The organism is Enterobacter sp. FW301-JW81, from assembly GCF_058788735.1.
The window spans coordinates 355,379-368,819 of sequence record NZ_JBYTBA010000004.1; the positions used below are offsets into that span (position 1 = coordinate 355,379).

A 13,441-nucleotide genomic window follows, 5' to 3' on the forward strand; every position below is an offset into this window, starting at 1 on the left:
CCGGTTTACACCGGCACGCCGCTGTGGAAGCGAAACTCGTTGTCCGGTGTCGAGATAAGTGTGGCTTCAATTTCGCCAAAAAGCTTTATGCGCGGTGAGATATCGTCGTCGCTCACCTGCTGGGCCAGCGTCAGGTAGTCCTGATAATGGCGCGCTTCCGAGCGCAGCAGCGAGAGATAGAACTTCTGCAGGTCGTCGTCGAGGAACGGGGCCAGCGCGGCGAAGCGTTCGCAGGAGCGGGCTTCGATGTAGGCGCCGCAGATGAGCTTGTCGATCAGCGTCAGCGGCTCGTGGGTGCGCACTTCCTTCAGCATCCCTTTGGCGTAGCGGCTGGCGGTGATTTTGACGTACGGAATGTCGCGGGCCAGCATCGCCTCGCGCACCTGCCAGAAGTGGTGCAGCTCCTCTTTAATCAGCAGCACCATGCTGTCGATAAGCGCCTGGCCCCACGGGTCGTCGGTTTTGGGCATCACGCTTTTGCCAATCTGCCTGTGCAGGGCGATGAAGTCCGGCTCCGGGCCGTCGCGGAAGGTGAACAGTTCATAGGGTTTGAGCCAGTCGAGCAACGCGTCGGCACCGCTTTCGTCGGCGACGTATTTACGCACGAGTAGCAGCGCGGTCTGGGCGGCCTTGAGCTCGCACACCATGTGGTCGGTGAGCAGCAGCGGCAGGTTCGCCGGGTCGCGGGCTTTATCAATCCATGCTTGCGGGGTCGGGCACTGGAGGAAGTTAAGTACGGGGGAGAGTATCTGCGGGTAATCCATGGTTCTGCCTTGAAAAAGCGGTGGCGTGCGCCACCGCCTGAAACGCTTAGTGACGCACGCCGTCGTCGTCTTCGTCGACGTAATCTTCGTCGTCGCCCTCTTCGCCGTCTTCACCGTTCGGATCTTCGAAGTAGGTTCCCCAGCCGTCGTACTCCACGTCAAACTTCTCGGCCAGGTTCATCAGCTGTTCTACCTGCGCGTCGATCAGCTCCGCCTTCAGCGCGCCTTCGCTCAGGATGTCGCAGCAGATGACGGTATCGCCCTCTTCCACTTCCAGCTCTTCCGGCTCGGTCACTTCGTAACCCAGTTTAAAAGCTTCCACCGCCATTTTTTCCAGCGCGTCGAAATCATCCGCAGAGAAATGGTGCTCGATGGTGTACAGCGCGTCCGGATCGCTACCGTCTTCCAGCAGCTCTTCAATAATCAGACGCGTCTCTTCGCGTTGTTCTTCCAGGTGTTCCGGGTTTGCCATGGCTCATTCCTCTTTAAAGTGCGGCAGATACTTCTATTTTCACACACGGACGTGTTTGCCTCCACCTTTGTGAGAAAGATTTGTTAAACGGGGTTGCAAATGAATAATTACACATATAAAGTGAATTTTAATTCAATAAGTGGCGTTCGCCATGTGAGGATAAAATGTCTGATCTGTACAAGAAACACTTTCTGAAATTGCTCGACTTTACCCCTGCACAGTTCACTTCTCTGCTGACCCTTGCCGCACAGCTCAAAGCCGATAAAAAAAATGGCAAGGAAGTACAAAAGCTTACCGGTAAAAACATCGCGCTCATCTTCGAAAAAGACTCAACCCGTACACGATGCTCTTTCGAAGTTGCCGCATTTGACCAGGGCGCGCGCGTCACCTATTTAGGGCCGAGCGGCAGCCAGATTGGGCATAAAGAGTCAATTAAGGACACCGCGCGCGTGCTCGGGCGGATGTACGACGGCATTCAGTATCGCGGCCACGGGCAGGAAGTGGTCGAAACGCTGGCGCAGTACGCGGGCGTGCCGGTGTGGAACGGGCTGACCAACGAGTTCCACCCCACGCAGCTGCTGGCGGATCTGCTGACCATGCAGGAGCACCTGCCGGGCAAGGCGTTTAACGAGATGACGCTGGTCTACGCGGGCGACGCGCGCAACAACATGGGTAACTCGATGCTGGAAGCAGCGGCGCTGACCGGGCTGGATCTGCGCCTGGTGGCCCCGAAAGCCTGCTGGCCGGAAGAGAGCCTGGTGGCGGAGTGCAGCGCGCTGGCGGAGAAGCACGGCGGGAAAATCACGCTGACGGAAGACGTGGCGGCGGGCGTGAAGGGCGCGGACTTTATTTATACCGACGTGTGGGTGTCGATGGGCGAAGCCAAAGAGAAGTGGGCGGAGCGGATTGCGCTGCTGCGCGGGTATCAGGTGAATGCGAATATGATGGCGCTGACCGGCAACCCAAACGTGAAGTTCCTGCACTGTCTGCCGGCGTTCCATGACGACCAGACCACGCTCGGCAAGCAGATGGCGAAAGAGTACGATCTGCACGGCGGGATGGAAGTGACGGACGAGGTGTTTGAATCGGCGACGAGCATTGTGTTTGACCAGGCGGAAAACCGGATGCATACGATTAAGGCGGTGATGGTGGCGACGCTTGGGGAGTGATTGGGTCCTCTGCGTTCAGATGCCCTCACCCCGGCCCTCTCCCACAGGGAGAGGGAGAACACCCAGCCCGCAGGCCCGTGCAAGCGTAGCGCCGCCGGGCGAATCAGGCGGCGATGCGGCCTGATGCCCTCACCCCGACCCTCTCCCACAGGGAGAGGGAGAAAACCCAACCCGTAGGCCCGTGCAAGCGAAGCGCCGTCGGGCGAATCAGGCGGCGATGCGGCCTGATGCCCTCAACCCCGGCCCTCTCCCACAGGGAGAGGGAGAACACCCAGCCCGTAGGCCCGTGCAAGCGAAGCGCCGCCGGGCGAATCAGGCGGCGATGCGGCCTGATGCCCTCAACCCCAGCCCTCTCCCACAGGGAGAGGGAGAACACCCAGCCCGTAGGCCCGTGCAAGCGCAGCGCCGCCGGGCGAATCAGGCGACAATGCGGCCTGATGCCCTCACCCCGGCCCTCTCTCACGGGAAGAGGGAGCAAACCGGCTCCATTTCATTGATTTTTCACCCCGAAAAAGGTACGTTTTCGCCTTAATTCCAGCGTGGACATGCCAGCATTATGCCGATTATTCAGTCTGTTGAACGTGCGTTGCAGATCCTCGACCTGTTCAACGAGCAGGCCACCGAGCTTAAGATCACCGACATCAGCAAACTGATGGGGCTGAGCAAGAGTACCCTCCACTCGCTGCTGAAAACCCTGCAGCTTCACGGCTATATCGATCAGAACCCGGAAAACGGTAAGTATCGCCTCGGCATGAAGCTGGTCGAGCGCGGCCATTTCGTCGTGGGCTCCATCGATATTCGTCAAAAGGCGAAGGGCTGGCTGACGGAGCTGTCCCAGCGTACCGGGCAGACCACCCATCTGGGGATCCTGGACGGGCGTGAAGGGGTTTATATCGAGAAGATTGAAGGCAAGCTGGCGGCCATCGCCTATTCGCGCATCGGCCGCCGCCTGCCGGTTCACGCCACCGCCATCGGCAAGGTGCTGATTGCCTGGCTAGGCGAGGGCGAGCTGAACGCCCTGCTGGAGGGCTATCAGTACACTACCTTTACGCCTTCCACCCTCGCCTCTCGTGAAGCCCTAATGAGCGCCCTGGCGCAGACCCGCGAGCAGGGTTTTGCCCTGGATAGCGAAGAGAACGAGCAGGGCGTGCGCTGCGTGGCGGTGCCGGTGTGGAACCATGAATCCCGCGTGATTGCCGCCCTGAGCCTGTCGACCCTGACCTCCCGCGTGGACGATGCCGGGCTGGCTGATTTCCGCGAGCAGCTTCAGCAGGCCGGGCTCCAGCTATCACGCGCGCTGGGCTACCCGGCCTGAGCCGTCAGGCTGGCTCGTAGGTGAAGTAGTCGAAGTCCGCGTGGCAGCCGTCGCCGCTGATGTCCTCGCAGTGCAGCCCCACAAACGCGCCGGTGAAGAAGCCGCGCCCGCCGATGTAGTCGTCCGACAGTTTCCACGCCTCATACGTTACCGGCACGGCGTGCCACGTCTCGCCATCAAACGAGTAGCTGTAGCGGTAGACCAGCTTATCCACGTCCACGCGCAGCCAGACGCTCTCCGCGCGCTCCGGCACTGGAATCGGCTGCTCGTGCAGCGGCCATGACGGCACGTTGTGGTCGAGCTGGATCACCTTAATCGTTCTCCCCTGCCCCTCCTCGTAGTCCACAAAGCAGTAACTCCAGTTTTTACTGTTGTAGTAGCAGGTCAGCCCCGCGCTCTGCTGGAAGTGGACCGGCGAGAACTGCATCCGCGTTTCTGAGCGGAAAGCGAAGTGCTGCCAGCGGCGTGCCACGGTCGACTGGGTAAAGGTGGAGTTGAGCGAGTCGTTGCCGTAGAGCCGTAAATAGCCGGGGCGCGCGGTGAGCGAGCCGAGGGTGTCGTCGAACGGGATGCGCAGGGTCTGCAGCTCCGGGTCGAGCGAACTGGCGTCGAAATCCTCCCGCCAGCTGACCTGAACGGCTGAGGGCTGCTCCGACACCTGCGGGCCTTTCACTGTCAGCTGCGCGTGCTTGCCGCCTTCCACGTACGGCCAGCCATCGCGCCACTCAATGCGGGCGATGCCGGTCTCGCGCCCCAGCGGGCAGTAGCCGCGTCCTCCGGAGGCCAGCAGCGGCACGCCGGGCAGGCGCAGCGGGCGGCTGGTGAGGTAGGCCATGTACCATTCCCCGGTGTGGGTCTGTAGCAGCGAGCCGTGGCCGCTCTTCTGCAGCGGGTTCTCCGGCAGGTGCCAGCTGGTCATCATCGTCACCTCCGGATGCAGCTCGTACGGCCCGTCGATGGTTTTTGAACGCAGCACCACAACCGCGTGCTCGTAGCTGGTGCCGCCCTCGGCGACCATCAGGTAGTACCATCCCGCGTGGCGATAAAGGTGCGCGCCCTCGGTGTAGCAGAGCGGCGTGCCGGTAAACAGGGTTTTGCGCTCGGGCGAGAGGGTGCCGGTTTGCGGGTCAAACTCCTGCAACACGATGGTGTTGTGCGGGTTGCTATGGTGGCGCGGCCCCCACGGGCGGTAGAGGTAGTACTTGCGGCCGTCGTCGTCGTGGAACAGGGACGGGTCAAACCCGCCGTTGCCCATCGGGATCGGCTCGCTCCACGGCCCCTCGATGGAGGGCGCGGTTACCAGAAAGTTACGGCCGTTTTTCCACGGCGAGTCGACAATCTTCACGTCGGTATAGAGCAGCCAGAATTTACCGTCGGCGTAGCTCAGGCACGGCGCCCAGATGCCGCCGGAGTCCGGGTTGCCCTTCATGTCCAGCATCGACACGCGGTCCAGCGGGGTGCTGACCAGCGACCAGTTTTTCAGGTCACGGGAGTGGTAGATGCGCACGCCCGGGAACCACTCGAAGGTCGAAGTGGCGATGTAGTAGTCCTCGCCCTGACGGCACAGGGACGGGTCCGGGTTGAAGCCGGTGAGTATCGGGTTAGTGATTTGCATATTGCCTCCGGTTAATGGGATGCGGCTGTCGCAGCGTCGGGAATGGCCTCGCCCTGCGCCGCGCGGTGCTTAATCAGCTGCTGGCTGATGGCCTCCACGCGGGCGTCGGTGAGCTTATAAAACGACAGCATGATGAACATGCCCGCATAGAGCACCACGGGCACCACACAGAACAGAATTTTGATGGTGGTAAGTACCTCGACCGGCTGCACGCTGCTGCTGGCGGAGTAGTTCACATACGCCAGGATCCAGCCCACCACCGCCCCGCCAATCGCCAGGCCAATCTTCAGGCTGAACAGGTAGGTGGAGAACACCAGCCCGTCGAGGCGGCGCCCGCTGCGGCTCTCCTCGTAGTCCACCACGTCAGAGGCCATCAGCCACTGCAGCGGCGTAGTGGTGTTAAAGACGAACAGGAACAGGATGTTGAGGGCGAAAATCAGCGCGATATGCTCGGCCGGGGTGACGAAAATCAGCAGGCTGATCAGCGAGTAGGCGACGATGATCCACTTGAAGGCGGTGACGCGGTCGAAGCGGCCCAGCAGGCGGGAGGAGCAGAGCGAGCCGAACATGGTGGCGAGGCTGCCGTAGAGTAAGAACTGGGTCGCCATCTCCGGATGATCCATCACGTATTTCACGAAGTAGAGCGTCGCCCCGCCGCGCACCACGTTAGAGCAGGTCGCCATCATCTTGAACGCGCACATGATGCGCCACTGGCCGTTGCCCAGCAGCAGCTTGAGATCTTTCGCCACCGACGAGCCCGGCTGCACCTCAAAGGTGTAGCGCTCTTTGGTGGTGAAGAAGCAGACGTAGAGCAGCACCACGCCGCTCAGCCCCAGCACGCACATGGCGCCGAAATAACCCACCTGCTCGTCCCCTTTGCCGATGATGCTCACCAGCGGCAGCGCGATGCCGCTGATGGCGAGCGAGCCCGCCGCCGCCAGGAAGAAACGCCAGGACTGCAGGGCGTGACGCTCTTTCGGGTCGGCGGTAATGACCCCCGGCATGGCGCAGTACGGCACGTTAACGAAGGTATAGACCAGGGTCAGGAGAATGTAGGTCACGCAGGCGTAGATGATTTTGCCCTGCGCGGAGAAATCCGGCGTGTAGAAGGTCAGCACGCAGACGATGCCGAACGGGATGGCGCCCCACAGCAGGAACGGGCGGAACTGGCCGTGACGCGTGCGGGTGCGGTCTACCAGCAGCCCCATCAGCGGGTCGGTCACGGCGTCGAGCACGCGGGAGACCAAAAACAGCGTGCCCATAATCCCCGCCGACAGGCCGAAGACGTCGGTGTAGAAGTAGGCCAGCAGGAACATCGTGGCCTGCCAGACGAAGCCGCAGGCGGTGTCACCCAGCCCGTAGCCAATTTTGTCTTTCATGGTTAATTGCGTCATCAGAATTACACCCTTATGTAGTGTGCTGAATTACAACATCGTGTTAATGGAGTGTAATGAGCTGTTCAATTAACCAGCAATGGTCATATCTTATTTCTGAATTACGTTATTTTGCTTTTGTGACGCCAACGATATATCTCAACTTGTTGTTTAAATTAGCAAATTACAGGCGAGATAAAACCGTCCGCGGAATATTTCCCGCAGACGGTTTTATCTCAGAAAATAATTAAATGCCGAGCGCTTTTTTACCGGCGTTAATTACCTCGATAATTTTATCGGTGTCATAAATACAGCCTTTCCAGGTGCCGCCACTCACCGACTGCAGCGCCGCCCACAGCCGGGTATCGTCCGGCAAAAAGTCGTGGGCGTGCAGGTCCGGGTGCGTCTGCCTGACTGCCAGCTCGCGCGCCCCCTCTTCCGGCGTCAGCGGGTTGTCCTCCGTGCCGATAAAGTTCACGCTGCCCGTCAGGGTCAGGCGGTCCACGGCAATCTCGATGATGTCGTTGTCGCGCAGCTTGCCAATCGGCCCGCCCGCCAGCGCCTCCGGCGACACGTGGCCGAAGCAGGCGCCCGTCGACACGCCCGAGAAGCGCGCATCGGTGATTAACGACACCGTCTTGCCCCACGAGATATGCTTCAGCGCGGAGGTGAGCTGGTAGGTCTCTTCCATGCCGGTGCCGGACGGCCCGCCGCCGATCACCACCATGATATCCCCCTGCGCAATTTCTTCCCGCTTGATGGCCTTGATCGCCTGCGCTTCCGAGACAAACACCCGAGCCCGGCCGGTGTGGCGGTAAACGCCATCTTCACCGACGACCGACGGGTCGATCGCCGTGGCCTTGATCACCGATCCTTCCGGCGCGATGTTGCCCGTCGGGAAGCAAACCGTTGAGGTCAGCCCTTTCGCTTTTGCCTTCTCCGGCGGCAGGATCACGTCATCCGGATCCACGCCATCCTGCTCGCGCAGGCACTGGCGGAAGCGCGCCCGGCGCTCGGACGCCTGCCACCAGTCGAGGTTCTCGCCCACCGTCTGGCCGGTCACGGTCATGGCGTCCAGATGCAGCAGGCCAAGATCGCGCAGGTGAAGCATCACCTCCGGCACGCCGCCCGCGAGGAAGGCGCGCACGGTCGGGTGATAGTCCGGGCCGTTGGGCAGCACGCTGACCAGGCGCGGCACCTTACGGTTGACGCGCGTCCAGTGTTCAACGTCCGGAATAGTGCAGCCCGCCGCGTGGGCGATGGCCGGAATGTGCAGCAGTAAATTGGTCGAGCCGCCGAAGGCCGCATGGATCACCATGGCGTTTTCGATGGCTTTATCGGTGAGGATATCGCGCGTGGTGATGCCGCGGTTATCCAGCTCGCTGACCGCGCGCGCCGACTGGCGGGCGATCTCCAGCCACACCGCCTGCCCGGACGGGGCCAGCGCGGAGTGCGGCAGCGCCAGACCCAGCGCTTCCGCGACCACCTGCGAGGTGCCCGCCGTGCCGAGGAACTGACATCCGCCGCCCGGCGAGGCGCAGGCGCGACAGCCCAGCTCGGCGGCCTCCTGCAGGGAGAGTTCGTGGTTGGCAAAGCGCGCGCCAATGGTCTGCACCTTGCCTGCGTCTTCCCCCACGGTTGGCGGCAGCGTCGCCCCGCCCGGCACCAGAATGGTCGGCAGGTCATGCATCGCGGCCAGGGCAATCATGGTGGCGGGCAGCCCTTTATCACAGGTCGCGACGCCAATCACCGCCCGGCGCGTAGGGAGGGAACGGATCAGGCGGCGAAACACGATCGCCGCGTCGTTGCGGTACGGCAGGGAGTCGAACATGCCGTGCGTGCCCTGAGAGCGCCCGTCGCAGGGATCGCTGACGAAGGCCGCAAACGGGATCCCGCAGTTGCGGGTGATCTCCTTCGCCGCCGCCTGCATCTGCATGCCGATTTCCCAGTGCCCGGTGTGGTAGCCCAGCGCAACCGGGCGTCCGTCTCCGGCGCGGATGCCGCCCTGGGTACCAATAATCAGCACCTCTTTGCCGGTGAGCTTGTTGGCGTCCCACCCCATCCCGGCGTTCTGCGTCATGCCGAACAGGTTGCCGCTGGGGGATTCCATCAGCATCTGCGGAGTCAGCGGCAGCGCGCCCTGCGGCCCCGCCGCGTGGGTGATCACCGCATAAAACGCATCGTCCTGTGGGGTGAAAATGTTCTCGATGGTCATGGTTATCGTCCGGCTCAGCAGAGCTTGAGCTGTTGCAGCAGGGTTTTCAGCTGCGCCTTACGCGGCTCGTCCAGCGCAGAGGCGGGCGGCAGCACGTGCGTGGAAATCGGGCGGCCGCAGAGCACAATCGCCTCTTTAATGACGTTCACAAACGGCGTATCCAGCTGATACATCTGCGGTATTTGCAGTAAGGTCTGATGATACTCAGCCGCTTTCGCCACGTCTTTATCCCGCCAGGCTTTCAGAAGATTCACCGACACCTGCGGGGCAAAGTTGCCGCTCGCCGAAATCGCCCCGTCGCCGCCGAGCAGCAGGGTATTAAACAGATGATCGTCGTAGCCGCACAGCACGGTGAAGTGCGGATGGGCGGCTTTGACGGTGTGGATCATGCTGCGCAGGTGGGCGACGGAGTCGATGGTGTCTTTAATTCCGACGATGTTGCTGCGCGAATCGGCGAGGGTTTTCACCAGCGCCGGGGTCAGATCCTGCCCGGTCAGCGCCGGGAAGTTATAGAGCATCACCGGCAGCGTGACGCTGTCCGCCACCTGCTCGAAGTAGCGGATCAGATTCGCTTCCGACACTTTCCAGTAGTAGGGGTTAATCACCACGATGCCGTCCGCGCCCGCCTGCTGCGCGTGCTGGCTCAGCGCAATGGTTTCCCGGGCGTTGGTGCCGCCGGTGCCGATCAGCACCGGCACGCGACGATCGACATGATCGATAGCAAAGCGGGCAATGGTTTTACGCTCTTCGGCGCTGAGCTGGGAGAACTCGCCGCCGCTGCCCAGGAAGAACAGGCCGTCGACGCCTGCCTTGATCAGATCGTCGATCAGCGCGGCGGTGCCCGGCTTATCGAGCTGGCCATCGGCGGTAAAAATGGTGGAGACAGGGGGAATGATTCCCGTGAACAACGCGGACTGCGGCATAAGATCTCCTTGCTGAATCATTTTGTTCTACATTATAGAACAGCGTTCATTAATTTAACGATCATACTATGACGCAGAAAAAGCGCAGGTAAATGGGAAGGGAAGAAGGAGTGTGGGAAATTTAAGCTGGATCACATTATGCGTGGGTGCGGTCTGGTGCCCTCACCCTAACCCTCTCCCAGAGGGAGAGGGGACTTTTACACCCTCTCCCTCTGGGAGAGGGCCGGGGTGAGGGGAAATTACTCCACCAGCATTTTAACGACTACTTTCCTGACCTTAGCAGGCGCCCCCACCGCGCACAGCGGCTTATGCACTTCACCCGGCCAGAACACCACGAAATCCCCTTCGCTCATCACCACGGTTTTTTCCTGCTCGCCTTCCGGCAGGAACGCGATGTCTTTGTCCGCCAGCCAGTCAGTGTCCGGCGTGCCGGGCGGCAGGGTGCTGAAGGTCATCCCTTCCTGGCCCTTCAACACAATCTGGATATCCAGATAACGCACGTGGTACTCGGCGCGGCGCTCGGCGAACGGTTGGGTCATGTCTTCCGAGACCAGATAAAACAGGCTGTTGCCGTTGATGTCGTGTTTCCCGAGCGGCGTGGCGTCGGTGACGTGGGCTTTGACGTGCTCAATGGCCTGACGCAGCTCGTCAGGCAGCCAGGACTGCAGATGGTGGATGTTGCCGATAATCATGAGAATACCCTCGATATAAAACAACGTTTCATTTTTACCTTTTATACGAGAATTCTCACTGCCATACCACCGCTTTCTCGATGGGTTTTGCGCCAGCGCATGTTTATCGGGAATGGTGTTAATTTGCTGTTAACCCATCGCAGGCATTTATGCATTCATTATGCATATCTTCATTTCCTTATTATTTCTCCCGCGCGCTAACTCACTGATCGTCAGGCCATAACAATAAAACTCGCTGCAGCCTCACACTTTATCACTTTGATAATTTGCGATTAAATCCCATAACTATTTATTGATTTTCCTTAAGCCAAAAATAATTAAGTAGCAATACTGCATAGCCATTCCCCACTAACTTTTTATTCATTTAAAATCAATCACATAATAAAATATGTCAAAGCGTGAAATTCTACAAAACAATAACAACCTCAAATAATGTCAGCGGATCCTGCTTAGCTATTCACCTTATCAAAATAACCAATTAATCATTATCTGATGCGAATCATGCAAATGAAAACAAACCCCTTAATATCCGGCTTCACGTGAGCAATATCACATTACGGATTATTTAACTGCCTAGTATAAATCACGAAATCAATTGAGCTTAGCCGCCATGCAATTAAATACATCACATGGCGCATGCCCTTTTTATTCTGAAAAACAGTTAAAGGAATAATTATGGAAAAGCATTACGTCGGTTCTGAAATTGGTCAATTGCGTAGCGTTATGCTGCACCGCCCAAATTTAAGTCTGAAGCGCTTAACGCCATCGAATTGTCAGGAGCTACTTTTCGATGACGTGCTCTCGGTTGAACGGGCGGGTGAGGAGCATGACATTTTCGCAAACACGCTGCGCGAGCAGGGTGTGGAAGTCCTGCTGTTGACCGACCTTCTGACACAAACTCTTGATATTGCAGAAGCGAAGGCCTGGCTTCTGGATACGCAAATCTCCGACTACCGCCTCGGCCCCACCTTTGCCGGTGACGTCCGCGGCTGGCTGGCGGATATGCCGCACCGCGAGCTGGCGCGCAGATTAAGCGGCGGATTAACCTACGGTGAAATTCCGGCGGCCATTAAAAATATGGTGGTCGATACCCACACGGCAAATGATTTTATTATGAAGCCGCTGCCGAACCATTTATTTACCCGCGATACCTCCTGCTGGATTTATAACGGCGTGTCCATTAACCCGATGGCCAAACCGGCCCGTCAGCGCGAAACGAATAACCTGCGGGCAATATATCGCTGGCACCCGGCGTTTGCCGACGGCGATTTTATTAAGTATTTCGGCGACGAGAATATTAATTACGACCACGCCACCTTAGAAGGCGGCGACGTATTAGTGATTGGCCGCGGTGCGGTGCTGATCGGCATGTCCGAACGCACCACCCCGCAGGGCGTGGAGTTTCTCGCCAACAGCCTGTTCAAACACCGCCAGGCCGAGCGCGTGATCGCCGTTGAATTGCCAAAACACCGCTCCTGCATGCACCTCGACACCGTTATGACCCACATCGACGTGGACACCTTCTCCGTTTACCCGGAAGTGGTGCGCAAAGACGCCCAGTGCTGGACGCTCACCCCGGACGGACGCGGCGGCCTGCTGCGCACCCAGGAAACCGACCTGCTGCACGCCATCGAGAAAGCGCTCGGCATTAACCAGGTGCGTCTGATCACCACCGGCGGCGACGCCTTTGAAGCCGAACGCGAGCAGTGGAACGACGCCAACAACGTGCTAACCATCCGCCCGGGCGTGGTGATTGGCTACGAGCGCAACGTCTGGACCAACGAGAAGTACGACAAGGCGGGTATCACCGTACTGCCCATCCCGGGCGACGAGCTGGGACGCGGGCGCGGCGGCGCGCGCTGCATGAGCTGCCCGCTGGAACGCGACGGAATTTAAAGGAGCCATCATGGAACGAAAACCCACTCTGGTTGTGGCCCTGGGCGGCAACGCGCTGCTCAAGCGCGGCGAGCCGCTGGAAGCGGAGATCCAGCGTCAGAACATCGAGCAGGCCGCCCGCACCATCGCCGGGCTGACGGCGCAGTGGCGCGTAGTACTGGTGCACGGCAACGGGCCGCAGGTCGGGCTGCTGGCGCTGCAGAACAGCGCCTACGACAAAGTGACGCCCTACCCGCTGGACGTTCTCGGCGCCGAAAGCCAGGGGATGATCGGCTACATGCTCCAGCAGGCGCTGAAAAATAACCTGCCCCAGCGCGAGGTGAGCGTCCTGCTCACCCAGGTGGAAGTGGACGCCGCCGACCCGGCCTTCCGCAACCCGACCAAGTACATCGGCCCGGTGTACAGCGAAGCCCAGGCGAAAGCGCTGGCCGCGGAAAAAGGCTGGGTGTTCAGGGCCGACGGCAGCTACGTCCGCCGCGTGGTGCCCTCACCGCAGCCGAAGCGCATCGTAGAGCGCGACGCCATCACGGCGCTGATCCAGCGCGACCACCTGGTGATCTGCAACGGCGGCGGCGGCGTGCCGGTGGTGGAAAACGCCAACGGCTATCGCGGCATTGAGGCGGTGATCGACAAAGACCTCTCCGCCGCCCTGCTGGCGCGCCAGATCGAAGCCGATGCCCTGCTGATCCTGACCGACGCCGACGCGGTGTACCTCGACTGGGGCAAACCGACCCAGCGCCCGCTGGCGCAGGTCACGCCGGAACTGCTCAGGGGCATGCAGTTCGACGCCGGATCGATGGGGCCGAAAGTGGCCGCCTGCCGCGAGTTTGTTGAAGCCTGCAATGGGATAGCCGGGATCGGCGCGCTGAATGACGGCGCGGAGATCCTGGCAGGCGAGAAAGGCACGTTGATTCGTAACTGAGTCGTTTTCCCCTCACCCTAACCCTCTCCCACAGGGAGAGGGAATGTAAGCCCCCTCTCCCCGTGGGAGAGGGCCGGGGTGAGGG

12 protein-coding genes are annotated in these 13,441 nt (G+C 60.1%); 5 read left to right on the plus strand and 7 right to left on the minus strand.

What is annotated here, in order from left to right; all coding sequences use genetic code 11:
- Positions 1-5: 5 nt before the first annotated feature.
- Together miaE and rraB are read right to left on the minus strand one after the other, a co-directional pair.
- Positions 6-764, minus strand: a complete 759-nt coding sequence (miaE, locus tag AC3WOK_RS15090) for a tRNA isopentenyl-2-thiomethyl-A-37 hydroxylase MiaE (protein ID WP_095440249.1) — start codon at positions 762-764, stop codon at positions 6-8.
- A 46-nt stretch (positions 765-810) separates the two neighbouring features.
- Positions 811-1,236, minus strand: a complete 426-nt coding sequence (rraB, locus tag AC3WOK_RS15095) for a ribonuclease E inhibitor RraB (RefSeq protein WP_006810300.1) — start codon at positions 1,234-1,236, stop codon at positions 811-813.
- Between the two features lie 99 nt (positions 1,237-1,335).
- Here rraB and argL point away from each other — a divergent pair, with 99 nt between their 5' ends.
- The 3 genes from argL (at position 1,336) to xynR (ending at position 3,720) form a co-directional block, all read left to right on the plus strand.
- Positions 1,336-1,431 carry a putative translational regulatory protein ArgL gene (argL, locus tag AC3WOK_RS15100; protein WP_213014347.1) on the plus strand — a complete coding sequence of 32 codons (96 nt, stop codon included), beginning with the start codon at positions 1,336-1,338 and terminating at the stop codon, positions 1,429-1,431.
- A complete protein-coding gene (gene argF / locus AC3WOK_RS15105) occupies positions 1,401-2,405 on the plus strand; it encodes an ornithine carbamoyltransferase (RefSeq protein ID WP_492354754.1) in 1,005 nt (334 codons plus the stop codon). Before argL ends, argF begins: the two co-directional genes overlap by 31 nt.
- A 556-nt stretch (positions 2,406-2,961) precedes the next feature.
- A complete protein-coding gene (gene xynR, locus AC3WOK_RS15110) occupies positions 2,962-3,720 on the plus strand; it encodes a DNA-binding transcriptional repressor XynR (RefSeq protein WP_492354755.1) in 759 nt (252 codons plus the stop codon).
- Positions 3,721-3,724: 4 nt separating this feature from the next.
- On the opposite strand, the gene AC3WOK_RS15115 is transcribed toward xynR, so the two are convergent.
- The 5 genes from AC3WOK_RS15115 to AC3WOK_RS15135 all read right to left on the minus strand — a co-directional run bounded on the left by AC3WOK_RS15115 (position 3,725) and on the right by AC3WOK_RS15135 (position 10,538).
- Complete coding sequence (locus tag AC3WOK_RS15115; protein WP_492354756.1) at positions 3,725-5,335, minus strand: glycoside hydrolase family 43 protein; 1,611 nt, start codon at positions 5,333-5,335, stop codon at positions 3,725-3,727.
- Between the two features lie 11 nt (positions 5,336-5,346).
- Positions 5,347-6,729, minus strand: coding sequence for an MFS transporter (locus AC3WOK_RS15120; protein WP_059445123.1), 1,383 nt, complete (start codon positions 6,727-6,729; stop codon positions 5,347-5,349).
- A gap of 226 nt (positions 6,730-6,955) precedes the next feature.
- The gene (gene yagF / locus AC3WOK_RS15125; RefSeq protein ID WP_492354757.1) at positions 6,956-8,923 is read right to left on the minus strand and encodes a xylonate dehydratase YagF; all 1,968 of its coding nucleotides are present in this window, start codon (positions 8,921-8,923) and stop codon (positions 6,956-6,958) included.
- 14 nt (positions 8,924-8,937) lie between these two features.
- On the minus strand, positions 8,938-9,846 hold the full coding sequence (yagE, locus tag AC3WOK_RS15130; protein WP_492354758.1) for a 2-keto-3-deoxygluconate aldolase: 909 nt from the start codon (positions 9,844-9,846) through the stop codon (positions 8,938-8,940).
- Positions 9,847-10,085: 239 nt separating this feature from the next.
- Positions 10,086-10,538 (minus strand): YhcH/YjgK/YiaL family protein, encoded by a 453-nt coding sequence (locus tag AC3WOK_RS15135; protein ID WP_492354759.1) that lies wholly within the window; start codon positions 10,536-10,538, stop codon positions 10,086-10,088.
- Positions 10,539-11,213: 675 nt separating this feature from the next.
- On the opposite strand from AC3WOK_RS15135, the gene arcA reads away from it, so the two are divergent.
- A complete protein-coding gene (gene arcA, locus AC3WOK_RS15140; protein ID WP_029739276.1) occupies positions 11,214-12,434 on the plus strand; it encodes an arginine deiminase in 1,221 nt (406 codons plus the stop codon).
- Positions 12,435-12,444: 10 nt separating this feature from the next.
- Positions 12,445-13,356 (plus strand): carbamate kinase, encoded by a 912-nt coding sequence (gene arcC, locus AC3WOK_RS15145; protein WP_492354760.1) that lies wholly within the window; start codon positions 12,445-12,447, stop codon positions 13,354-13,356.
- The last annotated feature ends 85 nt before the right edge of the window (positions 13,357-13,441 follow it).

Coding starts and splice junctions, on each gene's coding strand:
- AC3WOK_RS15135 (WP_492354759.1), bottom strand. CDS start 10,538: ATGATTATCGGCAACATCCACCATCTGCAGTCCTGGCTGCCTGACGAG.
- arcC (WP_492354760.1), top strand. CDS start 12,445: ATGGAACGAAAACCCACTCTGGTTGTGGCCCTGGGCGGCAACGCGCTG.
- yagE (WP_492354758.1), bottom strand. CDS start 9,846: ATGCCGCAGTCCGCGTTGTTCACGGGAATCATTCCCCCTGTCTCCACC.
- miaE (WP_095440249.1), bottom strand. CDS start 764: ATGGATTACCCGCAGATACTCTCCCCCGTACTTAACTTCCTCCAGTGC.
- yagF (WP_492354757.1), bottom strand. CDS start 8,923: ATGACCATCGAGAACATTTTCACCCCACAGGACGATGCGTTTTATGCG.
- rraB (WP_006810300.1), bottom strand. CDS start 1,236: ATGGCAAACCCGGAACACCTGGAAGAACAACGCGAAGAGACGCGTCTG.
- xynR (WP_492354755.1), top strand. CDS start 2,962: ATGCCGATTATTCAGTCTGTTGAACGTGCGTTGCAGATCCTCGACCTG.
- AC3WOK_RS15120 (WP_059445123.1), bottom strand. CDS start 6,729: ATGACGCAATTAACCATGAAAGACAAAATTGGCTACGGGCTGGGTGAC.
- arcA (WP_029739276.1), top strand. CDS start 11,214: ATGGAAAAGCATTACGTCGGTTCTGAAATTGGTCAATTGCGTAGCGTT.
- argL (WP_213014347.1), top strand. CDS start 1,336: ATGAATAATTACACATATAAAGTGAATTTTAATTCAATAAGTGGCGTT.
- AC3WOK_RS15115 (WP_492354756.1), bottom strand. CDS start 5,335: ATGCAAATCACTAACCCGATACTCACCGGCTTCAACCCGGACCCGTCC.
- argF (WP_492354754.1), top strand. CDS start 1,401: ATGTCTGATCTGTACAAGAAACACTTTCTGAAATTGCTCGACTTTACC.